The 26,597-nt window shown below is 70.5% G+C and carries 27 protein-coding genes and 1 pseudogene; 12 read left to right on the top strand and 16 right to left on the bottom strand.

What is annotated here, in order from left to right; all coding sequences use genetic code 11:
* Positions 1-115: 115 nt before the first annotated feature.
* The 3 genes from H295_RS0116870 to H295_RS0116880 all read left to right on the top strand — a co-directional run bounded on the left by H295_RS0116870 (position 116) and on the right by H295_RS0116880 (position 3,576).
* Entirely contained in the window at positions 116-1,792 is a 1,677-nt protein-coding gene (locus H295_RS0116870; RefSeq protein ID WP_020136508.1) for an ATP-binding protein, read from the top strand.
* Positions 1,789-2,475: a response regulator gene (locus H295_RS0116875; RefSeq protein WP_020136509.1), complete on the top strand. Its 687-nt coding sequence runs from the start codon at positions 1,789-1,791 to the stop codon at positions 2,473-2,475. Before H295_RS0116870 ends, H295_RS0116875 begins: the two co-directional genes overlap by 4 nt.
* Positions 2,476-2,871: 396 nt before the next feature.
* A complete protein-coding gene (locus tag H295_RS0116880) occupies positions 2,872-3,576 on the top strand; it encodes a helix-turn-helix domain-containing protein (protein ID WP_020136510.1) in 705 nt (234 codons plus the stop codon).
* A 21-nt stretch (positions 3,577-3,597) separates the two neighbouring features.
* Here the strand turns inward: H295_RS0116880 and H295_RS0116885 are convergent, their stop codons facing one another.
* Positions 3,598-4,623, bottom strand: a complete 1,026-nt coding sequence (locus H295_RS0116885) for an ATP-dependent 6-phosphofructokinase (protein ID WP_020136511.1) — start codon at positions 4,621-4,623, stop codon at positions 3,598-3,600.
* Between the two features lie 196 nt (positions 4,624-4,819).
* Between H295_RS0116885 and pta the strand changes: the two genes are divergently transcribed.
* The 3 genes from pta to pyk all read left to right on the top strand — a co-directional run bounded on the left by pta (position 4,820) and on the right by pyk (position 9,632).
* Positions 4,820-6,910 carry a phosphate acetyltransferase gene (pta, locus tag H295_RS0116890; protein ID WP_020136512.1) on the top strand — a complete coding sequence of 697 codons (2,091 nt, stop codon included), beginning with the start codon at positions 4,820-4,822 and terminating at the stop codon, positions 6,908-6,910.
* Positions 6,907-8,121: an acetate kinase gene (locus H295_RS0116895; RefSeq protein WP_020136513.1), complete on the top strand. Its 1,215-nt coding sequence runs from the start codon at positions 6,907-6,909 to the stop codon at positions 8,119-8,121. The genes pta and H295_RS0116895 overlap by 4 nt, the downstream gene beginning before the upstream one ends.
* Positions 8,122-8,204: 83 nt before the next feature.
* A complete protein-coding gene (gene pyk / locus H295_RS0116900) occupies positions 8,205-9,632 on the top strand; it encodes a pyruvate kinase (protein WP_028809440.1) in 1,428 nt (475 codons plus the stop codon).
* A 66-nt stretch (positions 9,633-9,698) separates the two neighbouring features.
* Here the strand turns inward: pyk and H295_RS0116905 are convergent, their stop codons facing one another.
* The 5 genes from H295_RS0116905 to H295_RS0116925 all read right to left on the bottom strand — a co-directional run bounded on the left by H295_RS0116905 (position 9,699) and on the right by H295_RS0116925 (position 14,824).
* Positions 9,699-10,247, bottom strand: coding sequence for a hypothetical protein (locus H295_RS0116905; protein WP_020136515.1), 549 nt, complete (start codon positions 10,245-10,247; stop codon positions 9,699-9,701).
* A 192-nt stretch (positions 10,248-10,439) separates the two neighbouring features.
* Positions 10,440-11,756 carry a hypothetical protein gene (locus H295_RS0116910; protein ID WP_020136516.1) on the bottom strand — a complete coding sequence of 439 codons (1,317 nt, stop codon included), beginning with the start codon at positions 11,754-11,756 and terminating at the stop codon, positions 10,440-10,442.
* Positions 11,746-12,348, bottom strand: coding sequence for a DUF6114 domain-containing protein (locus H295_RS0116915; RefSeq protein WP_020136517.1), 603 nt, complete (start codon positions 12,346-12,348; stop codon positions 11,746-11,748). Before H295_RS0116915 ends, H295_RS0116910 begins: the two co-directional genes overlap by 11 nt.
* A 186-nt stretch (positions 12,349-12,534) precedes the next feature.
* The gene (locus tag H295_RS0116920) at positions 12,535-13,176 is read right to left on the bottom strand and encodes a DUF6230 family protein (protein ID WP_020136518.1); all 642 of its coding nucleotides are present in this window, start codon (positions 13,174-13,176) and stop codon (positions 12,535-12,537) included.
* A 661-nt stretch (positions 13,177-13,837) separates the two neighbouring features.
* Entirely contained in the window at positions 13,838-14,824 is a 987-nt protein-coding gene (locus H295_RS0116925; RefSeq protein ID WP_078616672.1) for a tetratricopeptide repeat protein, read from the bottom strand.
* A gap of 248 nt (positions 14,825-15,072) precedes the next feature.
* On the opposite strand from H295_RS0116925, the gene H295_RS0116930 reads away from it, so the two are divergent.
* On the top strand, positions 15,073-15,699 hold the full coding sequence (locus H295_RS0116930) for a TetR/AcrR family transcriptional regulator (protein WP_020136520.1): 627 nt from the start codon (positions 15,073-15,075) through the stop codon (positions 15,697-15,699).
* A 143-nt stretch (positions 15,700-15,842) separates the two neighbouring features.
* Here H295_RS0116930 and H295_RS45505 read toward each other — a convergent pair.
* Positions 15,843-16,148 (bottom strand): annotated as a pseudogene (locus H295_RS45505) (methylmalonyl-CoA mutase family protein); the annotation flags it as partial.
* A 66-nt stretch (positions 16,149-16,214) separates the two neighbouring features.
* On the opposite strand from H295_RS45505, the gene H295_RS0116935 reads away from it, so the two are divergent.
* On the top strand, positions 16,215-16,556 hold the full coding sequence (locus H295_RS0116935) for a DUF3817 domain-containing protein (RefSeq protein ID WP_028809441.1): 342 nt from the start codon (positions 16,215-16,217) through the stop codon (positions 16,554-16,556).
* A gap of 2 nt (positions 16,557-16,558) precedes the next feature.
* On the opposite strand, the gene H295_RS0116940 is transcribed toward H295_RS0116935, so the two are convergent.
* The 7 genes from H295_RS0116940 to H295_RS0116970 all read right to left on the bottom strand — a co-directional run bounded on the left by H295_RS0116940 (position 16,559) and on the right by H295_RS0116970 (position 21,048).
* Positions 16,559-17,008: a hypothetical protein gene (locus H295_RS0116940; protein WP_020136522.1), complete on the bottom strand. Its 450-nt coding sequence runs from the start codon at positions 17,006-17,008 to the stop codon at positions 16,559-16,561.
* Between the two features lie 188 nt (positions 17,009-17,196).
* Entirely contained in the window at positions 17,197-17,706 is a 510-nt protein-coding gene (locus H295_RS0116945; protein ID WP_020136523.1) for a MarR family winged helix-turn-helix transcriptional regulator, read from the bottom strand.
* A gap of 489 nt (positions 17,707-18,195) precedes the next feature.
* A complete protein-coding gene (locus H295_RS0116950; RefSeq protein WP_020136524.1) occupies positions 18,196-18,846 on the bottom strand; it encodes a TetR/AcrR family transcriptional regulator in 651 nt (216 codons plus the stop codon).
* Positions 18,843-19,523, bottom strand: a complete 681-nt coding sequence (locus H295_RS0116955) for a DUF4166 domain-containing protein (RefSeq protein WP_020136525.1) — start codon at positions 19,521-19,523, stop codon at positions 18,843-18,845. Before H295_RS0116955 ends, H295_RS0116950 begins: the two co-directional genes overlap by 4 nt.
* Entirely contained in the window at positions 19,520-20,272 is a 753-nt protein-coding gene (locus H295_RS0116960) for a hypothetical protein (RefSeq protein ID WP_020136526.1), read from the bottom strand. Before H295_RS0116960 ends, H295_RS0116955 begins: the two co-directional genes overlap by 4 nt.
* Positions 20,273-20,413: 141 nt before the next feature.
* Positions 20,414-20,707 (bottom strand): MTH1187 family thiamine-binding protein, encoded by a 294-nt coding sequence (locus H295_RS0116965; RefSeq protein WP_020136527.1) that lies wholly within the window; start codon positions 20,705-20,707, stop codon positions 20,414-20,416.
* Positions 20,704-21,048: a DUF3817 domain-containing protein gene (locus H295_RS0116970; protein ID WP_020136528.1), complete on the bottom strand. Its 345-nt coding sequence runs from the start codon at positions 21,046-21,048 to the stop codon at positions 20,704-20,706. The genes H295_RS0116965 and H295_RS0116970 overlap by 4 nt, the downstream gene beginning before the upstream one ends.
* Before the next feature lie 765 nt (positions 21,049-21,813).
* On the opposite strand from H295_RS0116970, the gene H295_RS0116975 reads away from it, so the two are divergent.
* The 4 genes from H295_RS0116975 (at position 21,814) to H295_RS0116990 (ending at position 24,461) form a co-directional block, all read left to right on the top strand.
* Complete coding sequence (locus H295_RS0116975; RefSeq protein ID WP_043217583.1) at positions 21,814-22,446, top strand: AIM24 family protein; 633 nt, start codon at positions 21,814-21,816, stop codon at positions 22,444-22,446.
* A 1-nt stretch (position 22,447) separates the two neighbouring features.
* Entirely contained in the window at positions 22,448-23,098 is a 651-nt protein-coding gene (locus H295_RS0116980) for an AIM24 family protein (protein WP_020136530.1), read from the top strand.
* Complete coding sequence (locus H295_RS0116985; RefSeq protein ID WP_020136531.1) at positions 23,095-23,892, top strand: AIM24 family protein; 798 nt, start codon at positions 23,095-23,097, stop codon at positions 23,890-23,892. Before H295_RS0116980 ends, H295_RS0116985 begins: the two co-directional genes overlap by 4 nt.
* A gap of 92 nt (positions 23,893-23,984) precedes the next feature.
* Positions 23,985-24,461 carry a MarR family winged helix-turn-helix transcriptional regulator gene (locus tag H295_RS0116990; protein ID WP_020136532.1) on the top strand — a complete coding sequence of 159 codons (477 nt, stop codon included), beginning with the start codon at positions 23,985-23,987 and terminating at the stop codon, positions 24,459-24,461.
* A gap of 48 nt (positions 24,462-24,509) precedes the next feature.
* On the opposite strand, the gene H295_RS0116995 is transcribed toward H295_RS0116990, so the two are convergent.
* The gene (locus tag H295_RS0116995) at positions 24,510-25,910 is read right to left on the bottom strand and encodes a sensor histidine kinase (RefSeq protein ID WP_020136533.1); all 1,401 of its coding nucleotides are present in this window, start codon (positions 25,908-25,910) and stop codon (positions 24,510-24,512) included.
* Complete coding sequence (locus H295_RS0117000) at positions 25,907-26,575, bottom strand: response regulator transcription factor (RefSeq protein ID WP_020136534.1); 669 nt, start codon at positions 26,573-26,575, stop codon at positions 25,907-25,909. The genes H295_RS0116995 and H295_RS0117000 overlap by 4 nt, the downstream gene beginning before the upstream one ends.
* Positions 26,576-26,597: the final 22 nt, after the last annotated feature.

A 26,597-nucleotide genomic window follows, 5' to 3' on the forward strand; every position in this document is an offset into this window, starting at 1 on the left:
GCGTGCGGCTCACGTCCGGGCTTTTGAGGAATGCCGTGACTATGTCGCGCCCTGTGAGGGTGGTCACCCTTCCGTTCATTTAGTTCACAATCAGCCAGGGAGGCAGACTGACGACATGCGTATCCCCGCCGTGCCCAGACCCCGCAGCCTGGCCGCTCAGCTCTTCGCCATGCAGGCCGTGCTGATCGCCGTGGTCGTGGCGGGATACGCGCTGTTCACGTACGTCAGCGACCGGGGGCAGGCCGAGAACGCGGCACGGGACCAGGCCAGGGTGGTGGCCCGGGCGGTGGCGGACTCGCCGTCTGTGCGGGAGGCCATCGGCACGCCGGATCCGACGGCCGAACTCCAGCCCTACGCGCTGCGGGTCATGGCCGACACCGAGGTCGACTTCGTCACGATCATGAGCCCCCAGGGCATCCGCTGGACCCACCCCGACGAGAACCAGATCGGCAAGCACTTCCTCGGCAACACCGAGCGCGCGCTCAGGGGCGACACCTTCACCGAGACCTACAAGGGCACCCTCGGCTACTCCGTGCGCGCCGTCACCCCGGTCAAGGACGACAGAGGGCGGGTGATCGGCCTGGTCAGCGCCGGCATCCAGGTCGAGAAGATCAGCAAGCGGGTGCAGGGCCAGCTGACCGCGCTGCTCGTCGTCGCGGGCAGCGCACTCGCGCTCGGCGCCGTCGGCACGTACGTGGTCAACGCCCGCCTTCGCCGGCACACCCACGGCATGAACGCGGCCGAGCTCAGCCGGATGCACGACTACCACCAGGCCGCCCTGCACGCCGTGCGGGAGGGGCTGCTGATGCTGGACGGGCAGTACCGTGTCGCGCTGATCAACGACGGCGGACGGGAGCTGCTCGACGTCGGTGACGTGGTGGGCCGTTCGGTGGCGGACCTGGGGCTGCCGGCGCCGCTGACGGGGGCGTTGCTGGCGTCCGAGCCGCGGGTGGACGAGGTGCATCTGACGGCGTCGCGGGTGCTCGTCGTCAACACCTCCCCGGTCTCCGGCGGGGAGCAGCGCGGCACCGTGGTCACCCTCCGCGATGTCACCGAACTCCAGTCCCTGATGGGCGAGTTGGACTCGGAGCGTGGTTTCACGCAGGCGCTGCGCTCACAGGCCCACGAGGCGGCGAACCGGCTGCACACGGTCGTCTCGCTGATCGAACTGGGCCGCTCGGAACAGGCGGTGGACTTCGCGACCGCCGAACTGGAGCTGGCGCAGGCGCTGACGGACCAGGTGGTCGCGGCGGTCGGTGAGCCGGTGCTGGCCGCGCTGCTGCTGGGCAAGACCGCGCAGGCGAACGAGCGGGGCGTGGAGCTGGTGGTCTCGGAGGACAGCCGGCTCGACGACGGACTCCTCCCGCCGTCGCTCCCCGCCCGCGACCTGGTGACGATCCTCGGCAACCTCATCGACAACGCGGTGGACGCGGCGCAGGGGAGCGTGCGGGCGCGGGTGACGGTGACGGCGTACGCGGAGGGGCACGAGCTGGTCCTGCGCGTCTCGGACACCGGCGAGGGCGTCGACCCCGCCCACGCCGAGGCGGTCTTCCGGCGCGGCTTCTCGACGAAGCCGGCGGGCCCGGGCGGCCGCGGCCTGGGCCTCGCCCTGGTCCGCCAGGCAGTGACCCGCTGCAAGGGCGCCCTGACGGTGTCGGAGGCGGAGGAAGGCGGCGCGGAGTTCGAGGTACGACTGCCCCTGGGAACGCCGTCCACCACCCCCCACGAACCCCCACCGCCCCCGACCGCTAGCCTCCCCCGCAGCTCCACGGTCCCCGGAGGTGACGTGTGACCGCTCAGCAGGCCATCCGTGTCCTGGTCGTCGAGGACGACCCGGTCGCCGCCGACGCGCATGTCATGTACGTCAACCGCGTGCCCGGGTTCACGGCCGTCGGCAAGGCCCACACCGGTGCGGAGGCCCGGCGGCTCCTGGACCGTACGGCCGTCGACCTGCTCCTCCTCGACCTGCACCTGCCGGACGGGCACGGGCTCCAGCTGGCCCGGCAGCTGCGTGCGGCCGGGCATCAGGCGGACGTGATAGCGGTGACGTCGGCCCGGGATCTGACGGTCGTCAGGGAGGGCGTCTCGCTCGGCGTCGTGCAGTACGTGCTGAAGCCGTTCACCTTCGCCACCCTGCGCGACCGGCTCGTCCGCTACGCCGAGTTCCACGCGGCGGCCGGCGAGGCGAGCGGTCAGGACGAGGTCGACCGCGCGCTGGCCACGCTGCGCGCACCGGGCCCCGCCGCACTGCCCAAGGGGCTCAGCGCGCCCACCCTGGAGCGGGTGACCCTCGCCCTGCGGGACCGCGCGGAGGGGCTGACGGCGACCGGTCTGGCCGAGGTGGTCGGCATCTCCCGGATCACGGCCCGCCGCTACCTGGAGCACCTGGTCGACGCGGGCCGGGCGGCCCGCAGTCCGCAGTACGGCACGGTCGGACGGCCCGAGCTCCAGTACCGGTGGGTCAAGGGCCAGTGAGAGAGGGAAGCGTTCAGATTGCGCCGCCCGTTTTCCTCGCTCACCCGCCCGATCGCGGTGCCGACCGTGGCGTACTCGTCTTCGGGATCCGCTCACACGGGCGAGACCTGCGGCGCTCCGCCCGGGCCGACCGCCGCGCGATGCCGGAAGTCCGACGCCGGCAGCCGTGCGTGAATATGCCCCTCTACCTTGCCATTCACTTCGCACACGAAGATCACAGCTCTTTCCGGCCACCCGCCCGGGCCTCCGGCGCCCTCCTCGCCACCCCGTCCACGCCACCCGCAGCCGATCTTCGGACAGCTCGAACCCGCACGCGAAACCGTAGCTTCCTACAATCCGTGTTCCTGGCCGAACAGCCCGTAGTCACCGGCCGGACGCTTCCCTAACTTGTGGGCCGTGCGCCGACCCCCAGCCCTGCCCAGCCAGCCCGGACCGCCCTTCGACCACCTCACCGCCCGCAGACTCCGTGTCGCCCTCGGCATGGGGCCCGAGCACGTGGCCTACGGGCTGCGCGTCTCGTACGGGCTGCCCTATGTGACCCCGGATCTCGTCGTCGCCTGGGAGCGCGGGACCGTCAGTCCCACCAGTCCGGAACTCACCGCTCTGGCGGGCGTGTTGTGGTGCTCCCCCGGTGAACTCATCGGCCGCCCCCGCACCCTGCGCGAGCACCGCGTCGCACGTGGCATCGCCCCCGAGGACGTGGCCCGTGCCGTGGGGCTCGAACTGCTCGTCTACCTGGGCATGGAGGAGCAGGACGCGTGGCGCGGCACCGACCGCCAGTCCGCTGCCCTCGCCGAGCTGCTGGAGCTGTCCCTGCCGGACTTCGTGGCCGTCACGGGGCGGGAGAAGCGGCTCGCCGAGTGCCTGCGCGGCGCGGTCGGCACCCGCTGGCAGGCCTACGTCCGTCAGGTCGCCAGGATCGTGCCCCTGGACCGGCGCCTGGTGGAGGACACCCTCCGGGAACTGCACCGGCAGTACCAGGGGCAGATGGTGTCCACCCTGAGCTGGGGCGGGGGCGGCCGGCGCTCCGGCGCGGCCGGCCAGGAGTTCCTGGACGAGATCGTGGAGCGCTTCTGGGAAGCGGTCGAGGGACCGCCGTAGGCCTGGAGGGGCTCGCAAGGCCTAGAAGACCGACTCCACCTCGTCCATCCGGTCCTTCGGGACCGTCTTCAGCTCGGTGACCGCCTCCGCGAGCGGCACCATCACGATGTCGGTGCCCTTGAGCGCGGTCATCCGGCCGAACTCGCCCCGGTGCGCGGCCTCCACCGCGTGCCAGCCGAAGCGGGTGGCGAGCACACGGTCGTAGGCGGTCGGGACGCCGCCGCGCTGCACATGGCCGAGGATGACCGGCTTGGCCTCCTTGCCGAGCCGGCGCTCCAGCTCGTACGCCAGCGCCGTGCCGATGCCCTGGAAGCGCTCGTGGCCGAACTTGTCGATCTCGCCGGTGCCGTAGTCCATGCTGCCCTCGGCGGGGTGGGCACCCTCGGCGACGCAGACGACCGCGAACTTCTTGCCGCGGGCGAACCGCTCCTCGACCATCTTGACCAGGTCGGCCGGGTCGAAGGGGCGCTCGGGCAGGCAGATGCCGTGGGCGCCGGCGGCCATGCCGGACTCCAGGGCGATCCAGCCCGCGTGCCGGCCCATGACCTCGACGACCATCACGCGCTGGTGCGACTCGGCGGTGGTCTTGAGGCGGTCCATGGCCTCGGTGGCGACGCCGACCGCGGTGTCGAAGCCGAAGGTGCGGTCGGTGGAGGAGATGTCGTTGTCGATCGTCTTCGGCACGCCGACGACCGGCAGGCCGGCGTCGTACAGCATGCGCGCGGCCGTGAGGGTGCCCTCGCCGCCGATCGGGATCAGGGCGTCGATGCCGAACTGGTGGATCATGTCGGAGGCGCTCTCGCACGCCTCGCGCAGCCGGTCGCGCTCGAGCCGGGAGGAGCCGAGGATGGTGCCGCCGCGGGCCAGGATGCCGCTGACGCTGTCCAGGTCGAGGGCGCGGTAGCGGCCGTCCAGGAGGCCGGAGTAGCCGTCCTCGAAGCCGATGACCTCGTCGCCGTAATGATCGACCGCTCGGTGCACGACCGACCGGATCACTGCGTTCAGACCCGGGCAGTCGCCGCCTGCGGTGAGAACTCCGATGCGCATCGTGCTGTGTCTCCTGCTCGCTGTTGATACCGGTGAGCCAGGCCCGATTGTTTCACGTCCCCGCAAGCACCGTCGCATCCCCTGCTGACGGGTGCCTTATCCGGCGACCGGGGTAGTGTCAAGAGGGTTTCCGCTCACCTCGGTGGGCAATTTTCATGTCCTGTTTTCCTGCCCGTGCGAGAGAGGGAGATCACGCGTGACCCGCAGCGTGTACGTGACCGGGATCGACCGCGGCGACGGCCGCCAGGTCGTCGAACTGGGGGTCATGGAGCTGCTGACCCGCCAGGTCGACCGGGTGGGGGTGTTCCGGCCGCTGGTGCACCACAGCCCCGACCGGCTCTTCGAGCTGCTGCGCGCCCGCTACCGGCTCTCCCAGGACCCGGCCACCGTCTACGGCCTCGACTACCACGAGGCGTCCGCGCTCCAGGCCGAGCGCGGCACCGACGAACTGGTCTCCGACCTCGTGGACCGCTTCCACCGGGTGGCCCGCGAGTACGACGTCGTCCTGGTCCTCGGCACCGACTTCGCCGACACCCAGCTCCCGGACGAGCTCTCCCTCAACGCCCGGCTGGCCAACGAGTTCGGGGCCTCGGTGATCCCGGTCGTGGGGGGCCGCAAGCAGCCCGCGGAGTCGGTGCTCGCGGAGACCCGCAACGCCTACCGGGCCTACGACGGGCTGGGCTGTGACGTGCTCGCCATGGTCACCAACCGGGTGACCCGCGAGGACCGGGACGAGATCGCCGAGCGGCTCTCCGGCCGGCTCCCGGTGCCCTGCTACGTCGTCCCGGACGAGCCCGCGCTCGCCGCGCCCACCGTCGCCCAGATCGGACAGGCCCTCGGCGCGAAGGTGATCCTGGGCGACGACTCCGGGCTCGCCCGGGACGCGCTGGACTTCGTCTTCGGCGGCGCGATGCTGCCGAACTTCCTGAACGCCCTGACCCCGGGCTGCCTGGTGGTCACCCCGGGCGACCGCGCGGACCTGGTCGTCGGCTCGCTCGCCGCGCACAGCGCCGGCACCCCGCCGATAGCCGGGGTGCTGCTCACCCTGAACGAGGTGCCGAGCGACGAGGTCCTCACCCTCGCCGCGCGCCTCGCCCCCGGCACCCCGGTGCTCTCGGTAGCGGGCAACAGCTTCCCCACCGCCGCCGAACTCTTCGCCTTGGAAGGCAAGTTGAACGCGGCCACGCCCCGCAAGGCGGAGACCGCGCTCGGCCTGTTCGAGCGGTACGCCGACACCGCCGAGCTCGCCCGCCGGGTCTCCGCGCCGAGCAGCGACCGGCTCACGCCGATGATGTTCGAGCACCAGCTCCTGGAGACGGCCCGCTCCGACAAGCGCAGGGTCGTGCTGCCCGAGGGCACCGAGCCGCGCGTCCTGCACGCCGCCGAGGTGCTGCTGCGCCGCGGGGTCTGCGACCTCACCCTGCTCGGGCCCGTCGACCAGATCCGCAAGAAGGCCGCGGACCTCGGCATCGACCTGGGCGACTGCCAGTTGACCGACCCGGCGACCAGCGAACTGCGCGACCGCTTCGCGGAGAAGTACGCGGCGTTCCGGGCCCACAAGGGCGTCACGGTCGAGCTCGCCTACGACGTCGTCTCCGACGTGAACTACTTCGGCACGCTGATGGTCCAGGAGGGCCTCGCCGACGGCATGGTGTCGGGTTCCGTGCACTCCACGGCGGCCACCATCCGCCCGGCCTTCGAGATCATCAAGACCAAGCCGGACGCCGACATCGTCTCGTCGGTCTTCTTCATGTGTCTCGCCGACAAGGTGCTGGTCTACGGCGACTGCGCCGTGAACCCCGACCCGAACGCCGAGCAGCTCGCCGACATCGCCATCCAGTCGGCGGCGACCGCCGAGCAGTTCGGCGTGACCCCGCGGATCGCGATGCTGTCGTACTCCACCGGCACCTCGGGCTCGGGCGCCGACGTGGACAAGGTGCGCGAGGCCACCGAGCTGGTGCGCTCCCGCCGGCCCGACCTCAGGATCGAGGGGCCGATCCAGTACGACGCCGCCGTCGAGCCGACCGTCGCGGAGACCAAGCTGCCGGAGTCGGACGTGGCCGGGCAGGCGACGGTGCTGATCTTCCCGGACCTCAACACCGGCAACAACACCTACAAGGCCGTTCAGCGCTCGGCCGGCGCCATCGCGGTCGGACCGGTGCTCCAGGGGCTGCGCAAGCCCGTCAACGACCTGTCCCGGGGCGCCCTGGTCTCGGACATCGTCAACACCGTCGCCATCACGGCGATCCAGGCCCAGAACCCCAACGAGAAGGCATCCCAGCTGTGAGCGCCACCCGCGTCCTCGTCCTCAACTCCGGCTCCTCGTCGGTGAAGTACCAGCTGCTCGACATGCGGGACGGCAGCCGGCTCGCGACCGGGCTCGTCGAGCGCATCGGCGAGCACTCCTCGCGGCTCAGGCACACGCCCCTGGGCGGCGAGTCCCGTGAGCGGACCGGCCCGATCGGCGATCACGAGGCAGCCCTGAAGACGGTGGCGGCGGAACTGGCGCAGGACGGACTCGGTCTGGACTCCCCCGAGCTGGCCGCCATCGGCCACCGTGTGGTGCACGGCGGCAAGACCTTCACCGAGCCGACCGTGATCGACGAGAAGGTGCTCGCCGAGATCGAGCGGCTCATCCCGGTCGCGCCGCTGCACAACCCGGCCAACCTCACCGGCATCCGCACCGCGCGGGCGCTGCGCCCGGACCTGCCCCAGGTAGCCGTCTTCGACACCGCGTTCCACACCACGATGCCGGAGTCGGCCGCGCGCTACGCGATCGACGTGGCGACCGCCGACGCGCACCGCGTGCGGCGCTACGGCTTCCACGGCACCTCGCACGCGTACGTGTCCCGGACGACGGCGCAGCTGCTCGGCAGGGCGCCCGAGGACGTGAACGTGATCGTGCTGCACCTCGGCAACGGCGCGTCCGCCTCGGCGGTGCGGGGCGGGCGGTGCGTGGACACCTCCATGGGGCTGACGCCGCTGGAGGGACTCGTGATGGGCACCCGCTCCGGGGACATGGACCCGGCTGTCATCTTCCATTTGGCGCGCGTTGGCAAAATGTCCATCGACGAAATCGACACTCTTCTCAACAAGAAGAGCGGGTTGGTCGGCCTGTGCGGTGACAACGACATGCGGGAGATTCGGCGCCGGATCGACGAGGGCGACGAGCAGGCCGCACTCGCCTTCGACATCTACATTCACCGTCTGAAGAAGTACATCGGCGCCTATTACGCGGTACTCGGTACGGTGGACGCGATCGCGTTCACCGCCGGGGTCGGCGAGAACGCGGCACCGGTGCGGGCGGCCGCCGTGGCGGGCCTGGAGACCCTGGGCCTGGCGGTGGACGGTGAACTCAACGCCGTACGGAGCGACGAACCGCGGCTGATCTCGCCCGCCGACGCACGGGTGAAGGTCGCCGTGGTGCCCACCGACGAGGAACTGGAAATCGCGACCCAGACTTACGCACTGGTCGGAAAAGAAGTGACTGAGCGGTAACCGCAACTGAGCACGGCCCCGCCCATTTGTTTCTTCCACCAGACGGAATATTCCGTTGCGAAACAAACCGATAGGATCGCCCCATGCGCCGTTCGAAAATCGTTTGTACTCTCGGCCCCGCGGTCGACTCCCACGAGATGCTGGTCTCGCTGATCGAAGCCGGCATGAACGTGGCCCGCTTCAACTTCAGCCACGGCTCGCACGCCGAGCACCAGGGGCGGTACGACCGCGTCCGTGCCGCGGCCAAGGAGACCGGCCGGGCCATCGGTGTCCTCGCCGACCTCCAGGGCCCGAAGATCCGCCTGGAGACCTTCGCGGAGGGGCCGGTCGAGCTGGAGCGCGGTGACGAGTTCGTCATCACCGTCGAGGACGTCCCCGGTGACAAGCACATCTGCGGCACGACCTACAAGGGCCTGCCCGGTGACGTCGCCAAGGGCGACCAGATCCTCATCAACGACGGCAACGTCGAGCTGAAGGTCACCTCGGTCGAGGGCCCCCAGGTGAAGACGATCGTCATCGAGGGCGGTGTCGTCTCCGACCACAAGGGCATCAACCTGCCCGGCGCGGCGGTCAACGTCCCCGCGCTGAGCGAGAAGGACGTCGAGGACCTCCGTTTCGCGCTGCGCATGGGCTGCGACATGGTCGCGCTGTCCTTCGTGCGGGACGCCAAGGACGTCGACGACGTCCACAAGGTGATGGACGAGGAGGGCCGCCGGGTCCCCGTCATCGCCAAGGTGGAGAAGCCGCAGGCGGTGGACAACATGGAGGGTGTCGTGATGGCGTTCGACGCCGTCATGGTGGCCCGCGGCGACCTGGCCGTCGAGTACCCGCTCGAGAAGGTCCCGATGGTGCAGAAGCGCCTCATCGAGCTGTGCCGCCGCAACGCCAAGCCGGTGATCGTGGCGACCCAGATGATGGAGTCGATGATCACCAACTCCCGCCCGACCCGCGCCGAGGCCTCCGACGTGGCCAACGCGATCCTGGACGGTGCGGACGCGGTCATGCTGTCCGCGGAGTCCTCCGTCGGCGCCTACCCGGTCGAGACCGTCAAGACGATGTCGAAGATCGTCGCCGCGGCCGAGGAGGAGCTGCTGAGCAAGGGCCTCCAGCCGCTGGTCCCCGGCAAGAAGCCGCGCACGCAGGGCGGTTCGGTGGCCCGCGCGGCCTGCGAGATCGCCGACTTCCTCGGCGGCCGCGGCCTGGTGGCCTTCACGCAGTCCGGCGACACCGCGCGCCGCCTGTCGCGCTACCGCGCCCAGCAGCCGATCATCGCCTTCACGACGGACGAGAACACCCGCAACCAGCTGGCGCTCAGCTGGGGCGTCGAGTCCCACGTGGTGCCCTTCGTGAACACCACGGACGAGATGGTCGACATGGTCGACCAGGAGATCGCCAAGATCAACCGCTTCAACCCGGGCGAGATCGTCATCATCACGGCCGGCTCGCCCCCTGGCGTCCCGGGCACGACGAACATGCTCCGGGTGCACCACATCGGCGGCGCGCAGCAGTAGCACCCCCTGTACGACGCCGAGGGCGCCCCCTGTGACGGGGGGCGCCCTCGGCGTTGTCGGGCAGGGTCACGGCAGGTCGCCGGCCGGCCCCTCCCACTCCTCGAACTCGCCCCAGCGGGGATGGTCCCCGAGGAGCGGCGCCAGGGACCGCACCGGGGCGAGCAGCCGCCGGACCATCCGCAGAGCGAGGATCCGCTCACGGTCCGGCTCGCGCCGACGCGGAGCCGCGTCGGCCGCCTCTCGGGGCGGCATGGGCATCGCCTCCAGCGCGCGTTCCAGCACGGGTGCGGGATCGAGCAGGGCCACGCCCGCGCGCGGCCCCACGTGCTCCAGGAGCCAGGACCGCAGCCACAGGTCCCGCAGCAGCCACTCGTTGCCCTGCGGCCCGGTCGCCCGCTCGGCGCCGGCGAGCAGCGCCGACCATGCCCGGCAGACGTCGGGCCACCGCGCGTCGGACGGGCCGGGCGGGGCGGACTGGAGACGGGCGGCGAACTGCTGGGCCGCCGCCATCCACTGGCTGACCGCCCCGTCGGTCCCGGTGACGTCCGGCGCCGACCAGCGGCGCACATGCCCGTCGAGGTCGAGCCGGTCGAGACCGTCGAAGCACCCGGTCACCCGAACATCACCCCTGCCGCCTCGAACATCTCCTTGCCGAGCTGCTCCGCCACGCCGCCGGGGCGCCGAACGGGTCGCCCTGCTTGACGGAGGCGATCCGCTGACACCTCTGCGCCTCCACAGCACTGAGGGCGCCCCCTGATGTCAGCGGACGCCCTCAGCCTGTGCGGCTCCCGGAAGGGTCGTCGGGGTTCAGCCCTCGCTGTACTGGTGCATCCCGGGGATGGTCAGCGTGCCGCCGTACTGCCCGGCCTGCTGGACCGTCACATTGGTGAAGTAGATCAGCGGGATGTTCAGCGGCGGGGGGCTGTCGGGGCTGAACGTGATCGGGATCAGCCCCAGCAGGTTGCCGGAGATGCTCTCGGTGTACATCGTCGTCTTGCCGCCGGTGATCTTGGAATGCGTGCCCTTGCCGGCCTGCACGTGGTACGTCTTGCCGCGCTCGGTGACGATCTGGTGGAGGTCGCCGATGTCGGTGCCGCCGGAGATGACGTACTTCAGGACCTTCTTGGTCTTGCCGCTCGCGGTCTTGACCTTGACGATGCCCTGGTAGTCGGCGCCCGTGAGGGTCAGCGAACTGGCCTTCAGGGTCCAGGCGTTGTCGGCCACGGTCACGCCGGGCTCGGTGTCACCCACGTCGTCCGTGGCGACCGGGCAGTCCTGCGGGTCCGTGGAGGAGCTCGCCGAGGGGCTCGGGGTGGCCGTGGCGGCGGCCGCCGACTTCGCGGTGTCCTCGACGGTCTTCGTGGTGTCCTTCGCCGCCTTGGACGCCGTGCCGGTCGCGTCCTTCACGGTGTCCTTGACCGTGTCGGTGACCTTGTCGGTCGTCTCCTTGACCGGGTCCGAGGCGCTCTGCGAGGCGGACGGGGTCGGCGTCGGAGTCGGGGTGGCGCTCGGCTCGCTCGCCGACGAACCCGACGAGGACGTGCCACCGGTGAAGATCCCGGTGATCGCGTCGCCGATGTCCGTCAGGAGGTTGCCGTCGTCGCTCGCGGAGGGCGAGGGGGACGGCGTGGCGGCGTCGGAGCCCGAGTCCTTGGAGGAGGTGCTGCTCTCCTCCTTGCTCGTCTCCTTGCTCGCGGAGGCGGACGGCGACGACGTGGCCTTGTCACCGGAACCCGAACCCGAACCCGACGAGGAGGAACCGCTGGAACCGGAGCCCGCGTTGGCGGAGGCCGACGGGGAAGGCGTCGCGGTGGGGGTGTCGGTGGACGGGGAGGCGCTCGCCGACGCGGACGGGGAGGCGCTGCCGTCCAGGGCCGCGATGCAGTCCTTGTACTCGTCCGCCGTCAGGCTCTTCGCGGCCGGTGTGTCGTCGGCCAGGGCGAGCGTCGGCGTGAATCCGATGCCCATGAGTACGGCGGTGGGCATGGCCGCCATGGCTATCGCCTTGCCGGCCGGCATGTGGAACCTGTTGAACAGCGGCTTCTTGGGAGCGGCGTGCCGAGGCCCGGTTCTGACCTCCGCGGCGACCGCGGAGCCCTCGCTCCGAAGGTTCTCAGCCGACACGGGACCCCCCGTTCGCGTCCTCGCCGCCGGCCCACGCGTTCTCGGGCGTCCGGTCCGACGGCGCCTCGTGGCCGGTCTCCGGCTGGTACGGCGTGGGCTCCTCGGTCACCGGACGCAGGATCGCGGTGTCGGGGTCGGCGGCCTGGGGCGCACCGCCCTGCGTGCCGCCCTCGTCCAGCGGCTGGGGCCGGGGCGGCACTCCGGGCGCCCAGGAGACCGCGAGCGCACCGCCGAGCAGGGCGAACAGGAAGCCCAGGATGAAGCCGCCGATGTTGGAGACCACCAGGGACACCAGGGCGAGGACGATCGCGGCGACACCGGCGAAGACGCGGGTGGCCTGCTGGAACCACATCGTCAGGCCCAGCGTGACCAGCAGTACGCCGATGATGAGGGAGCCGGCGCCCGCGGTCGTCGCCATGGCGATCGACATGGTGCCCAGCTTGAACGTGGCGTACGGGAAGTAGGCGATCGGCACCCCGCCGAGCAGGGTGAACAGGCCCGCCCAGAACGGCCGGTTGCCCCGCCAGGCACGGAATCGCAGACGCAGCCGGGTAAAGGTACCGGCGGTCTGGACCGGAGTCTCGGCACTCATGGAAAAAGCTCCCTGGGTCCGGTGGAAGTTCGTACCGGCTCGGCCGTGGGCGTGGAGAAGCCGGAAAGTCTGAGTCTGTGGAGAGGTGCCCTGGGCACGGTCGGCCGGGTGGGGCGGAGAAGCGAACGCTCCGCCGCCCCCTGAGGGCGGCTCAGCCGCCCTCACGTCATCCCGGCTCCGGAGCCGTCAGTAGCACTCCATCTTGGGGTCCGCGCCGAGCTTCATCGACAGACCACTCAGCTTGAACGTGCCGGCCGTGGTCGCCCAGGCCGTCTGCTGGACCTTGTACAGGTCGGCAGACTCCGCCTGCTGGGCGAAGCCGCCCGGCAGCACGTTCTCGCCGTCCTTGACAGCCGGACCGCGGGTCTTGTCCTTGACCGCAACACCGATGTCGATGTTGTGGAACTCCGCGTTGGCCTGGAGGTCGGCGACATCGATGTACAGGTTGTGGGCCGAGACAGGCGTGTCGCCGCCACCCGCGTCAAGACGCAGGTAGAACGTCTTGTTGATGACGGGGATGGTCGTCTTGACCGACTGGCACATCTTGGTGATGGTCGCGTCGTCGAACGACGAGATCGCCACCGGCACCTGGGTCTTTTCCTTGCCGTCGACCTGCTTGTAGACGGTGTCTATACCGCCGTACTGAGCGAAGCCGGTACCGTGCAGCTCATCCGCCGACACCTTGAACTGCTGGCCGGACACGCTGAACGACGCGGCGAGCGCACCCTGCGCAAGCCCGACGCCCACCGCGGCGGCCGCGGCGACGCTGGGCACCATGACCACAGCGAACCGCTTCCATCTGGTCCCGCCACGCACCTGGGACTCCATATTTCCTCCTTCTCGGACGTACATCTCCTGACCCTGACTGCCCTCACGAAAGGACGGCTCAGCCGGGCAGGGATGGGAGAAGTGCTACGTCCTCGGGAAGGAGAGCGCCTGCCTTCGGAGGCGCGAACCGCGCACCGATCACCGGCGATCACCCCCGAGCGACAACCACTGGTCGCGCCTGACACGCATCACGCACAACCTTGCTGGACAGGCTCCGCCGGTTGGGCGAAGACCCCCCTGTCCAAGAACCGGCGCACCTGCCGCCGGTTCTGCTCGGTGGGGACCCAGGGACTCCCGTGGCCCGACCGGCTGTCGGGGTACGGGAAAGGACCGAGCGTCGCCGATCGTGGTGCATTCTCGCCGCCCGCACAAGGGGCTTCGTTACTCGGTAGTAACGGCCGGATAACCGAACAACGACCCGCTGGTCTCGGTCGGCGACGCTGGGTGGCAGAGAGGGGGAGGACAAAGCAGTTGATCGGTGGACAGAAACCGACAGTTCAACGCCTCTGACTTACTGGAAGTAACAGCGGCCGCATTTACCAAGTTTTGGCAAAGTGCGGCCGCATCGACACCCTGACGGCAAATCTTTCACTCCGGCATCACATGCCGGCGTGTTTAGCGACTGGTCAGAACCGGGCTCGCGCCCCGTCCGGACGCGCCATCAGAACAGGGCGCGGGACAGCGCCCTGCGCGCGGCCGAGACCCGCGGGTCGTCGGCGCCGACGACCTCGAAGAGCTCAAGCAGCCGAATCCGTACGGTGTCCCGCTCGTCGCCCGCCGTGCGCCGCACGGTGTCGATGAGCCGTCCGAACGCGTCCTCCACATGACCGCCCACCAGATCCAGGTCGGCGGCGGCGATCTGCGCCTGCGCGTCACCCGGCTTCTCGGCCGCGTCCTGACGGGTCCGCTGCGGATCCAGGGACTGCACCCGCTGGAGCAACTCCGCCTGGGCGAGACCGAGTTTGGCCTCCGAGTTGCCCGGGTCGTCGCTCAGCACGTTCTTGTAGGCCTGGACGGCACCGCCGAAGTCCCCTGCGTCCAGGGCCTGTACGGCGGCCTCGAGGAGCGCGTCGTACGGCCCCGCCGGCACCGCGGGCGCCTGCTGGGCCCCGGCACCGCCCCCGGGCACGGCGTCCGGGTCGACGGTGAGCCCGGTGAGCCCGAAGCGCTGCTCGGCGACCTGCACCAGCTGGTCCAGGGTCTGCTGGATCTGCTCCTTGCCGGCCGCGCCCTGGAAGAGCGGCAGGGCCTGGCCGGCGACGACGGCGAAGACCGCCGGGATGCCCTGCACCCCGAACTGCTGCATCAGCATCTGGTTGGCGTCGACGTCGATCTTGGCGAGGAGCAGGCGTCCGCCGTACTCCACGACGAGCTGCTCGAGGACCGGGCTCAGCTGCTTGCAGGGCTCGCACCACTCGGCCCAGAAGTCGATGACGACCGGGACCTCGGTGGACCGCTGGAGGACATCGCGCTCGAACCCCGCCTCGTCGACGTCGATGACGAGATCGGCCGGGGAGACGGCACCCGTGCCGCCGCCCTGCCGGGCGGCCTCGGCGCGCGCCTGCTCCGCTTTCGCCTTGGCCTCCTGGGCCGCCTTCACCGCGGCGAGGTCGACGACTCCGCTCATGGACATGTTCCGTGGCTGCATGCGCCTATCCTCCCCCGTCCACGCGCGTGTGTGAAAAGCATGGTGAAAGCCGGTCGTGCGGGGCGGCCCCCGGCGCCGGGTCCCCACCCCACGCCACGCGTGCCGTCCACGCGTTCGCGTCCGCTCGCGCACGTCCGTCGCCAGCTTTCGCTACGAGTCGTAGCGTAATGGCACTGAGTGCCCGCCCGGTACCCCACCCCGGTGATCTCCCTCACTGCGACACGGGAAACCCCCGTTATGGTCGTGGGATGCAGAGCCGCACCCCCTCCCCGCGCACCGCCGGACGCCCGCGCAGCGCCGCCGCGGACACCGCGATCCTGGCGGCGACGCGAGACGCGCTGGTCGAGCTGGGCTGGTCGAAGCTGACGCTGGGAGACGTGGCTACCCGTGCGGGGGTCGCGAAAACCACCCTCTACCGCCGCTGGGCCGGCAAGAACGAACTCGTCGTCGACGCGGTGGCCGAACTCTTCGACGAACTCCAGCTCCCCGACCGCGGCACCCTGGCCGAGGACATCGAGGGCGTCGTCCTCCAGTTCGCGGCGATCCTGGCACGACCGGAGGCCAGGAACGGGCTGATGGCGGTGGTGGCGGAGTCCTGCCGCGACGACGCGCTGCGCGAACGCATCCGCTCGTCGATCGTCGACCGCCAGAAACGGCTGGTCCTGGAGGGCCGCGAACGCGCCCAGGCCCGCGGTGAGCTGCCGCCGGAGACCGACCCCGGGGAGGCGGCCCGCACGGTCGACCTGATCTTCGACATGGTCGCGGGTGCGGTGGTCCACCGCACCCTGGTCAGCGCGGAACCGGCGGACGAGGCCTGGGTGCACGGCTTCACACGGGTCCTGCTGACGGGCCTGGCGGGGACGTCGCCGGGGTAGGTCGCGACGGCGGGGTGGCTTGCCTCCGCGCGTACGGCGTCCAGCATGGGCTCAATCACGCTGGACCCGTCACGGGCGGCAACGAGCATGCCGTCCAGGGCAGTTCGGACGGCGCTCTCGTCCCGCCGGGCCCTCCGCCCCGCGCCGCCTCTCGCGGCCAGGATCTTCCGGTACCGCTCGTTGGCCTGCTCGGCGTTCCCGAACCCGGCGAACTGCCGGACCGTCCACGCCCGCCCCCGGTAACCGGTCGCATACAGCCCGCGCGTGTACGGGCACTCCCCCGGCCACCCGATCCGCTCGAACCCCTCGTACACGTCGCCCGGCCGCGGCCCGTACACGGCCTCCGAGGGCTCCCCGGACAGCGTGCCGAACTCCCCCTCCCGCTTCCGCGAGGAGTCGTACCGAGCCTGCCAGCGTCGTCGGCCCGCTTCGATGGCGTCAGCGTCCATGCTCGCGCAGTTTACTAGGACGTCCTAGTAAACTGCGCGAGAAGGCGACCCGCTACGCTCGACGGCATGAAAAAGAGCGTCTTGACCCGTTACCGGGTGATGGCCTACGTCACCGCTGTCCTGCTCGTCCTGCTGACGATCGGCGTGATCGGCAAGCGCGTGCTGGACCTGGACGGGTTCGACGGCTTCGTCACGGCGGTCGGCATCGCCCACGGCTGGCTGTACATCGTGTATCTGGTCTTCGCGTTCGACCTGGGGACCAAGGCGAAGATGCCGCTGGGCCGTCTCGCATGGGTTCTGCTCGCGGGCACCGTCCCGACCGCTGCGTTCTTCGTCGAGCGCAAGGTGACCCGTGAGGTGACCCCGCTCATCGTGGAGGACGCCACCCCGAAGGCCGCCGCGGTCTGAACTCACTTCGTGATGAAGTGACACTGCACAGCCCGTAGCTTCCCGTTCACATAGAACCGCGCGCATGCCTTCCCGTACTTCGGAAGCGTCTGTGCCGTGTTGTGCCGTAGCGGGTTGGCCTTGCACTCCGCGTGCGTCTTGCCGCGCGAGACCTTGTACGTCCTGTTGTCGGTGTCGGCGTAGCTGAAGTCGATCCTCCAGTTGCAGAAGTTGGTGAAGGTCGCCGCCAGGCCCGCGCAGTCCACCCCGGCCAACTGGCGGCTGATGTGTTTGCCCGAGCCGTCGATCGAATGGGTCAGGAAACACCCCACCGGCACCTTCACTGCGGCTCCGCGCAGGTCGTAGTCAAAGGTCCCGACCGCGGTGGTTCCGGTGGCGCTGGCATAGGCCGCTCCTCCGGCTCCCAGAGCCGCGAGGCCGACGACCAGAGCCGTACCTCCGGCGGTGATCACACGACGAGTTGCATTCCAAAGCTTCGACAAGGCGAGTTCCCTTACCCGGACATACCCGGATGGCGATCATCCGGATGACGGTCCGGAACAACCTCGCAGGGGAAACAGCACCTCGTAGCTGCTGGATCGATCATGCACAGAAGATGTCACCTTCACGTGTGACTCGTTCCGCAGGTCGAGAGACAGCTTCACTCCTCGTCGAAGTCCCCCGCCGACACCCTCAGCGGGCGCAGCATCGCGAAGATCTCCGCGCATTCCTCCGCGTCGTAGACGCCGAGGCCGAAGTCCATCGCCATGAGGTCGCGGGTGGCGGCCTCGACGACCTCGCGACCCTTGTCCGTGATGGAGGCGAGGGTGCCGCGGCCGTCGTTGGGGTTGGGCCGCTTGTCGACCAGGCCGGACCTGACCAGGCGGTCCACGGTGTTGGTGACCGACGTGGGGTGGACCATGAGGCGCTCACCGATCTTCGACATCGGCAGTTCGCCCGCCTTCGCGAAGTTGAGCAGCACCAGCGCCTCGTACCGCGCGAACGTCAGCCCGTACGGCTTGACCGCCGCGTCGACCTCGCCGAGCAGGATCTGCTGCGCGCGCATGATCGAGGTGATCGCGGCCATGGACGGCACGTTTCCCCAGCGCTGCTTCCAGAGTTCGTCGGCGCGGGCGATGGGGTCGAAGGGAAGACTGAGCGGCTTCGGCACGGCATCGACCTTACCGGCCGGTCACATCGTGGTCAGCACCGTCTCGCCTTTCGGGCGGGGGGTGAGTGGGGGCGGGCGTTTTGCGCAGTTCCCCGCGCCCCTGGGGCCTGCGGCGGCCCGTTGCGGTCCGGTGGGGGCGTGTGTAGCGCGTGCGGTGTGGTGGGTGGGTCGGTGCCGGGGTGGGGGGTGTCCGTCCTCGGTCCGGCGCCTCGGTCTCTTGGTCAGTTCTCGGTTCCGGACGCCGGCCGCTGCGGGCGGACACCCCCCACCCCGTCCCCTTCACGCCGTACGCGGCCAACCCTCCGGTGAGGGCGAACGCGCGCGGCGGAACGGTTCGGTGGGTGCGGACGGTCCCGTCGTGGCGCAGGCGAACTGCAACCCCCCAGGGGCGCGGGGAACTGCGCGACCAGCCACGACGGACCCGCACCCGCCGAACAACCGAACCCGGCACTCTCCTAGGCGCCCGGCCCACAGCCCCGCAGGGCCCCGTCACCGTTGGCTCGTCCTGCGCAGGTGGTGGCGGACCGCTCGCTGGGCGACCGGGCCCAGGTCCTCCAGCGCAGCGACCAGCGCACCGAGTTGCTCCAGGGCGTCCAGCGCAGCCGTCGCGCCGGGGGCGTCGACCCCTTCGTACAGCTCGATGCCCACGAAGGACGCGGCCACCGCCCGGGCCAGCCCCGCGGGGTCGGCGAACTCGCCGAAGGGCGTGGCCGCGAGGAGGCGGGTGAGGACGTGCTCGATCTCGGTGATCCACAGCCGCAGGCCGGCCGCCGTGGCCGGGCCGAGCGTGGCGTGGGTCTGGGCGCCGGCCAGGAGTTGGCCCAGGAGGGCGACGTGCCCCCCGGCGCGCTCCTCCTCGTGGACCTGCCGTCCCACCACCAGGAGTTCCGACAGCGAGGTCACCGCGGCGAGACGGTCGCGGTAGCGGGCCACGGTGCGCTCCGCGCCGTAGTGGCAGGCGGCCGCGAGGAGTTCGTCGACCGAGCCGAAGTGGTAGAAGACCAGGGCCTGGTTGACCCCCGCTGCCGCGGCGACCGTACGGGCGGACGTCTTGGCGATGCCCTGCTCGGTGAGGGTCCGCAGGGCGCCTTCGAGGAGCTTGGTCTTCGTCTCCAGGGCCTTCGCGCTCTCCGGGCTCACGCGCGCGCCTCCTCACGCACGGGACGCAGACCGGGGCGGACCCCGTGGGACGCGACGTCGGTGTAGGTCGCCTCGAAGGAGCCCTCGTAGCCGAAGAGCGGGCCGAAGCGGCGGTTGACGACCTGGACGCGGATGCGGAAACGGCCCGCCTCGTCGTCGTACGACTCCCGCACCTCCGCCGTCGCGCCGATCAGCTCGGGCACCCGCACGTCCACCACGCCCTCCCGGAACCGGTGTTCCCCGGAGCGGATCAGCAGCGAGCCGTCGGGCTCGGCGTGGAGGTGGAGCTCGCTGGCGAGGTGCTGGTGGGTGCCGAGGTAGTCGAGGATGCGGTCGCCCTTGGGGCTCAGCACCATCTGGGCGTCGAAGCGGCGGGGGCGTCCCGGCAGGTGGAAGGTGCGCACGAAGCTCACCGTCTCACGGCCGTAGGTGTCCACGTAGGGGACGTTCTCGATGACGAAGGGAACGTGCCGGCCGGGGCGCGGCACCAGGATGTTGCGGGTCGCACCGAGCGCGAGGAAGGGCTTCACGAAGGCCCCGCCGTGCCAGACGCGGTCCATCACGCCCCGGCCGGTGCAGGCCTCGCCACTCGCCAGGCCGACCGAGAAGCGCCGCTGGAGCTGCGGGTGGAGGCGGGCGAAGTCGGGTCCCAGCACCGTGCGGAACATCGAGGTCATCGCGGGGTCTCCAGGGTGCGCAGGACACGCGGGGCACGCACGCGTGCGGGCGGTTGACGCAGACAGCGGCGGGCCGCGGGGGTCCCGGGCAGCGGCGACATGAACAGGGCCAGCGAGATCACGACGGCGAGCAGCAACGGCCATACGTACGCCATGGACGCGGCCAGGGGGCCGAACAGCCGCAGGAACCCCTCCTGGCCGAGGCCCGCGCAGCCGACGGTGACGACGAGGGCGCGGACGAGGAGTTCGGCCAGCCAGGTGCGGAGCGCCCGCTCGGGGGTGATCCCGCGCTCCAGCCACAGGCGCAACCGGTCGAAGGACCAGGCCGTCGCCCAGCCGATCAGGGGGCGGAAGAGCACCCGGTCGGCGACCTTGCCCAGGCGGCCCCAGCGCGGGCGGTAGTCGTAGCCGGTGAGGAAGGTGACGCCGTCGGAGTCCGGTATGTAGCGCCAGTAGCCGCTGCCCTCCGCGAGCAGCGAGAGCGGGTGCGGGGAGGAGAAGCGCAGGGCGGAGGTGCGGGTGCCGTCGGGGCGTTCGCGCTCACCCGCGGAGACGCCGGTGCCGGCGACGGTGAGACCGGGCAGCACGCGCGTGGCGTACCGGAAGCGCTGCGGCTCGCCCTCGGCGCGCGGGAGGTAGTGGATCCGGGTGAAGCGGAGGTCCCAGCGCTGGTGCTGGGACGGGTCCTGCGTACGGGTCCAGAGGTCGTCGAGATCGGCGCGGATGCGGGCCTCGATGTAGAGCCCCATTGATTCCCCCAGGTGAGCTCGTTATTTAAGCGATCGCTCAAACACTCAGAACGGGAAGGTACACCTTTTTGAGCGATCGCTCAATCGCGCGCCACAAGAAAACCCCGGCCCGCGCGGGCCGAGGTTCGCGAGTGCGGGACGTCAGTCGGCGAGATGCCGCTCGACGGTCTCCACCTTGGAGGTCAGGCCGTCCGTCACGCCGGGACGGATGTCCGCCTTGAGGACCAGGGACACCCGCGGCGCCCGCGCCTCCACGGCGGCGACGGCACGCTTGACGACGTCCATCACCTCGTCCCAGTCCCCTTCGATCGAGGTGAACATGGCGTCGGTACGGTTCGGCAGCCCCGACTCACGGACGACCCGCACCGCGTCGGCGACGTACTCCCCCACGTCCTCGCCGACCCCGAGGGGGGTCACGGAAAAGGCGACGATCATGCGTTCACGATTCCTTCCTTGCGGGCGCGGGAGGCGATGACGGCGTCCTCGGACTCGCGCTTGAGCTTGCGCTCGGCGAAGAAGCCGCCTGTGGGCAGCACGGAGAGGACGAAGTACCAGATACCGGTCTTCGCGGACCACTTGGCGCGGAACCAGGCGTCGAGCCAGAAGATCAGATAGATGATGAACAGGACGCCGTGGACCATGCCCATCACCGGCACGGCGTTGAAGTCCGTGGTCCGCTTCAGCACCGAGCAGACGAGCAGGAGCAGGAAGGAGACCGCCTCGGGAGCGGAGACCAGGCGGAGGCGTCGGATGGCGGAAGCTGTCTTGAGGTCCACGGGTCACCTTCGGTGGGAGTACGTCGGCGGTCTGCCGTTTGTGAACGAACGCACAAGCGTTCGCCCATTGTGACAAACGGTTCTGTGCGGCCTCGGTGGGGGGGTCTGCCGGGTTCGGTTGTCGGGCGGCTTGAGGTCCGTCGTGGCTGGTCGCGCAGTTCCCCGCGCCCCCGCTGCGCTGGGCTGGGGCCGGGCGCCTAGGAGAGTGCCGGGTTCGGTTGTGTGGCGGGTACGGGTGAGTGGGGGCTGGTCGCGCAGTTCCCCGCGCCCCTGGGGAGTTGCAGTCGGCCTGCGCCACGACGAGACCGTCAGCCGTCCCCGCCCGCCCCCACCAGACCGTTCGCCGCGCGCGCCTGCCCCCCACCGGGCCATTCCGCCACGCGCGCCCGTCACCACTAAACCCTTCCGCCGCGCGCCCGCCCCCACCGAACCGTTCCGCCGCGTGCGTCCGCCCCCACCGGACGGTTGGCCGCGTACGGCGTGAAGGGGACGGGGTGGGGGGTGTCCGCCCGCAGCGGCCGGCGTCCGGAACCGGGCCCCTGATCGAGAGACCCAGGCGCCGGACCGAGGACGGATACCCCCCACCCCGGCACCGACCCACCCACCGGACGCAACGCGCTACACAAGCCCCCACCGAAGCCGCGCGGGCCGCCGCAGGCCCCCAGGGGCGCGGGGAACTGCGCAAAACGCCCGCCCCCACCGAACCCGCAGACAAACAGGACCTGTCGGCAAGGCCTTTCCTCCAGCTACCTTCACCCCGTGGCGATGTTTCGACTCCAAGGCAGCAAAGTGCTGGCCGTAGACATGACCGGCGACGCCGTGAAGGCGAAGAACGGCTCGATGGTCGCGTACGACGGCCAGATGGCGTTCAAGAAACTGAGCGGCGGTGGCGAAGGACTCCGGGGCATGGTCACCCGGCGCATCACCGGCGAGCAGATGACCGTGATGGAGGTGTCGGGGCACGGAACCTGCTGGTTCGCGGACCGTGCCTCGGAGATCAACCTAGTGAGTCTCCAGGGGGACAAACTGTTCGTGGAGTCGAGCAACCTGCTCGCGACCGACGCCGGCCTCAGGACCGGCACCAGCTTCACCGGCCTGCGCGGCGCGAGCCAGGGCAACGGTCTGTTCACCACGACCGTGGAGGGCCACGGCCAGGCCGCGATCATGTCCGACGGCCCGGCCGTCGTGCTGCGCGTCAGCCACCAGTACCCGCTGACCGTCGACCCCGGCGCCTACATCGCCCACCAGGGCAACCTCAACCAGTCCTTCCAGTCCGGCGTGACGTTCAGGACGTTCATGGGCGAGGGCGGCGGCGAGGCCTTCCAGATCCGCTTCGAGGGCGACGGCCTGGTGTACGTCCAGCCCAGCGAGCGCAACACGATCGCCGGGGACGTGTGACATGCCCTTCCGTGAGATCAACTCCAAGATGGTCGAGGCGACCGTCATGCCGGGCCAGCGCCTGTTCAGCCAGCGCGGCGCGATGCTGGCGTACAAGGGCGAGGTGTCCTTCACGCCCAACATCCAGGGCGGCCAGGGCGGCATCATGTCGATGATCGGCCGCCGGGTGGCCAACGAGGACACGCCCCTGATGACCGTGGAGGGCAGCGGCACCGTGCTCTTCGGGCACGGCGGCCACCACGTCACGGTCATCAACCTCACCGGCGACACCCTGTACGTCGAGGCGGACCGGCTGCTCGCCTTCGAGGGCACCCTCCAGCAGGGCACGATGTTCATGGGCTCGCAGGGCGGGGTGATGGGCATGGTGCGCGGCCAGATCAGCGGCCAGGGCCTCTTCACGACCACGCTCAAGGGCCACGGCTCGGTGGCGGTCATGGCCCACGGCGGTGTCTTCGAGGTGCCGATCACCCCGCAGCGCCCCGTCCACGTCGACCCGCAGGCGTACGTCGCCCACCACGGCGACGTGCGCAACAAGCTGTCGACGGCGCTCGGCTGGCGCGACATGGTGGGCCGCGGTTCCGGCGAGGCCTTCCAGCTGGAGCTCAGCGGACACGGCGCGGTGTACGTCCAGGCCTCGGAGGAGAAGCTGTGAGTCACTACCCGGGCACGGGACCCACCGTGTACGACCCGATGACGCTGCCGTCGGACGACAACGTCAACAACTACACCTTCTGCGTGGAGCTCAAGGGGAGCCAGTGGTTCCTGCAGAAGGGGAAGATGATCGCCTACTACGGGCAGATGGACTTCAACGGCATCGGACACGGTCGGCTCGACGGTCTGGTCCGTACGTCGTTCCATTCGCCTCTGCACGCGAGCGACTGGGTCGTGGCCCAGGGCTCGGGCAAGATGCTCCTCGCCGACCGGGCCTTCGACGTCAATTCGTACGACCTCGAAGACGGCAACCTGACCATTCGCTCTGGCAATCTGCTCGCTTTTCAGCCAAGTCTCGCGCTGAAGCAGTCGATCGTGCCGGGCTTCCTGACACTCATCGGAACCGGAAAGTTCGTGGCCGCGTCCAACGGTCCGGTGGTGTTCATGGAGCCCCCGATCCGGGTGGACCCGCAAGCGCTTGTGGGCTGGGCCGACTGCCCCTCCCCGTGCCACCACTACGACCACGGGTACATGACCGGCTTGATGGGCGGTCTACGTGCGATGACGGGCCTCGGCGGGGCCTCCGGGGAGGAGCACCAGTTCGAGTTCGTGGGGGCCGGCACCGTGCTGCTCCAGTCGACGGAGGTCCTGATGGCCGAGCAGGCCACCGGGGTGGTGCCGAACGAGCCCGGGGTACCCGGCGGCTACGGCGCGCCCGCGGGGCATCCTCAGCAGCCGGGGGCACCGCGCCTTCCCGGACAGCTGGGTGACCTCCAGCGTCGCTTCGGGCTGTGAGCGGTAGTCTGCGGAGTGTGACATCGAACGTGTGCGCACCGTCACATCACCCTCATTAGTTCGCCTTTCAACCTTTTAGGTAGACTTCATTCATGGAGACCGAGACGGCCACCCGCTGGCTGACCGATGCGGAGCAGTGCGCCTGGCGCACCCACCTGGAGGTCAACAGGCTGTTGACGTATCAGCTCGAAAGGGACCTCCAGCCGTTCGGCCTGACGATGAACGACTACGAGATCCTGGTCAATCTCTCCGAGTCGGAGGGCGTACGGATGCGGATGAGCGACCTCGCCTCCGCCACCCTCCAGTCCAAGAGCCGGCTCTCGCACCAGATCACCCGCATGGAGAACGCGGACCTGGTCCGGCGCGAGAACTGCGAGTCCGACCGCCGGGGTCTGTACGCGGTCCTGACCGAGCACGGCATGGAGACGATGAAGAAGGTCGCGCCCCACCATGTGGCGTCCGTGCGGCGGCACTTCATCGATCTTCAGACCGATGAGTCGCTGGCGGAGCTGAGCAAGGCCCTGAAGCCGGTGGCGGAGCACCTGAGGGTTCACCAGGGCCGCCCGTAGCAGCGTCCCGCAGGGCAGCGACCAGCCCCCACGACACGGCGGCAGAGGTCACCCAACCGGCAGGCGGAGCTCGAACAGAGCCCCGCCTGCCGGCGCATCGCGCACGGTCAGCGTGCCCCCGTGGCGCACCGCCACATCCCGCGCGATGGCGAGCCCCAGCCCCGCGCCCCCGTCGTCCCGGGCCCGGGCCTCGTCAAGCCGCACGAACCGCTCGAACACCCGCTCCCGATCCGCCGCCGGCACCCCGCTCCCGTCATCGGCGACCGATACGACCGCCCACTCCCCGTCCCGCCGCACGGTCACCGCGACAGCGGCCCGCGCATGCCGCTGCGCGTTGTCGAGCAGGTTCCCGAGGAGCCGCTCCAACTGCCCCCGGGAACCGGTCACTTCCACGGCCGGGGCCGGAGCCTCGACCGTGACGCCGTCCCGCCCCCGCGCGCACCGGACGGCCAGCTCGCCGAGGTCGACCCGGACGTCACCGCGCCGCTCCCCCGCGTCCAGCCTGGCCAGCAGCAGGAGATCCGCGGCCAGCCGCTGCAGGCGCACCGTGTCCTCGACCGCCCCGTCCACGTCCAGCAGCTCGGGGTGGGCGGCGGCGACCTCCAGCTGGGTCCGCAGCGAGGCGATGGGGCTGCGCAGTTCGTGCGAGGCGTCGGCGACGAACCGGCGCTGACGCTCCACGGAGGTCTCCAGCGCGGCCAGTGTCTCGTTGGTGGTGCGGGCGAGCCGGGCCACCTCGTCGTGGGTGTCCGGCACCGGCACCCGGCGGGCGAGGTCCTCCGAGGCGGTGATCGCGGCCATCTCGGCACGGATGCCCTCGACCGGTCGCAGCGCCCGCCGGGTGACCAGCCAGGTCACGGCGGCGACGACCCCGAGCAGCAGCGGGAAGCCGATCAGCATCACGGTCTGCGCGGTGCCGACGGCGCCCTGCTCGGCGTCCAGGGAGGCGCCCGCGTACACGGTGAGCCGGCCCTTGTCCTGGACGTCGACCTCCAGGGCGGCGAAGCGGTAGTCGGCGGACTCGCCGTCGATGGTGGCCGAGCCGTCGGTGAAGGCGACCTCGTCGGCGATCTCACCGGGTTCGAGGGCGGAGTCGTCGTCCTCGTCGCCGGAACCGGTGCCCCGCTGCGGTGCGGGCATCACCTCGCCGGTGCCGGTACCGCTGATGCGCTCCAGGTTCTCGCTCGCCGCGACCAGTGTGCCGCGGGCGTCGACCACCTGCACGGGCTCTTCTTCGTCGTCCAGCTTCAGATCGTCGTAGGCCGTCCCGGCGGCGAGGTGGGCGGCCACGTTCCGGGCGGTCCGCTCGGCCTGGGTGCCCGCCCGGTCGATCAGGTCGGACCGCAGCGACAGCAGCACCGACGCCCCGGCCGCGACCAGGGCCACGGCCACCACCAGGGTCGCCCCGAGGGTCGCGCGCGCCCGGACCGACCCGAACAGCCGCCTCACCGGCCGGCCTCCAGCCGGTACCCGGCGCCCCGGACCGTGCGGATGAGCCCCGCGTCCAGCTTCCGGCGCAGGGTGCTGACGTACACCTCGACGATGTTGGGGTCGCCGTCGTACGCGAAGTCCCAGACGTGCTCCAGGATCTGCGCCTTGGAGACCACCTCGCCGGCCCGCACCGCGAGCTGTTCGAGGACGGAGAACTCCTTGGCGGTGAGGGTGACTTCGGTGCCGTCGAGGAAGATCCGGCGGGCGGCGGTGTCGATGCGCAGCCCGCCGAGTTCGAGCACCGGGGACGCCCCGGACCCGTTTCCGCGCCGCCGCAGCAGGGCCTTGATGCGGGCCACGAGGACGACGTAGGAGAAGGGCTTGGTGAGGTAGTCGTCGGCGCCGGTGTCCAGGCCCTCGGCCTCGTCGTACTCGCCGTCCTTGGCGGTGAGCATCAGGATCGGCACCTCGTGCCCGGCCGCGCGCAGGGCGGCACAGACCCGGTAGCCGTTGAGGCCGGGCAGCATGATGTCGAGGATCACCAGGTCGTACGACCCCTCGCTCGCCCGGTGCAGTCCCTCCCGGCCGTCGTGGACGACGTCGACGGCGTAGCCCTCGGCGGTGAGGCCCTTGGCGAGGGACACGGCGAGTCGTTTCTCGTCCTCGACGATCAGAAGGCGCATGCGTACAGCCTCGCAAAGCGAA

It is taken from the genome of Streptomyces sp. 351MFTsu5.1 (genome assembly GCF_000383655.1).
Taxonomy (GTDB): domain Bacteria; phylum Actinomycetota; class Actinomycetes; order Streptomycetales; family Streptomycetaceae; genus Streptomyces; species Streptomyces griseorubiginosus.

Excerpts from the sequence above, each read along its gene's own strand:
- H295_RS0116990 (WP_020136532.1), top strand. The coding sequence starts at position 23,985 with ATGGAGACCGAGACGGCCACCCGCTGGCTGACCGATGCGGAGCAGTGC.
- H295_RS0116925 (WP_078616672.1), bottom strand. The coding sequence starts at position 14,824 with ATGCAGCCACGGAACATGTCCATGAGCGGAGTCGTCGACCTCGCCGCG.
- H295_RS0116930 (WP_020136520.1), top strand. The coding sequence starts at position 15,073 with ATGCAGAGCCGCACCCCCTCCCCGCGCACCGCCGGACGCCCGCGCAGC.
- H295_RS0116935 (WP_028809441.1), top strand. The coding sequence starts at position 16,215 with ATGAAAAAGAGCGTCTTGACCCGTTACCGGGTGATGGCCTACGTCACC.
- H295_RS0116955 (WP_020136525.1), bottom strand. The coding sequence starts at position 19,523 with ATGACCTCGATGTTCCGCACGGTGCTGGGACCCGACTTCGCCCGCCTC.
- pyk (WP_028809440.1), top strand. The coding sequence starts at position 8,205 with ATGCGCCGTTCGAAAATCGTTTGTACTCTCGGCCCCGCGGTCGACTCC.
- H295_RS0116965 (WP_020136527.1), bottom strand. The coding sequence starts at position 20,707 with ATGATCGTCGCCTTTTCCGTGACCCCCCTCGGGGTCGGCGAGGACGTG.
- H295_RS0116920 (WP_020136518.1), bottom strand. The coding sequence starts at position 13,176 with ATGGAGTCCCAGGTGCGTGGCGGGACCAGATGGAAGCGGTTCGCTGTG.
- H295_RS0116915 (WP_020136517.1), bottom strand. The coding sequence starts at position 12,348 with ATGAGTGCCGAGACTCCGGTCCAGACCGCCGGTACCTTTACCCGGCTG.
- H295_RS0116885 (WP_020136511.1), bottom strand. The coding sequence starts at position 4,623 with ATGCGCATCGGAGTTCTCACCGCAGGCGGCGACTGCCCGGGTCTGAAC.
- H295_RS0116975 (WP_043217583.1), top strand. The coding sequence starts at position 21,814 with ATGTTTCGACTCCAAGGCAGCAAAGTGCTGGCCGTAGACATGACCGGC.
- H295_RS0117000 (WP_020136534.1), bottom strand. The coding sequence starts at position 26,575 with ATGCGCCTTCTGATCGTCGAGGACGAGAAACGACTCGCCGTGTCCCTC.
- H295_RS0116960 (WP_020136526.1), bottom strand. The coding sequence starts at position 20,272 with ATGGGGCTCTACATCGAGGCCCGCATCCGCGCCGATCTCGACGACCTC.
- H295_RS0116870 (WP_020136508.1), top strand. The coding sequence starts at position 116 with ATGCGTATCCCCGCCGTGCCCAGACCCCGCAGCCTGGCCGCTCAGCTC.
- H295_RS0116980 (WP_020136530.1), top strand. The coding sequence starts at position 22,448 with ATGCCCTTCCGTGAGATCAACTCCAAGATGGTCGAGGCGACCGTCATG.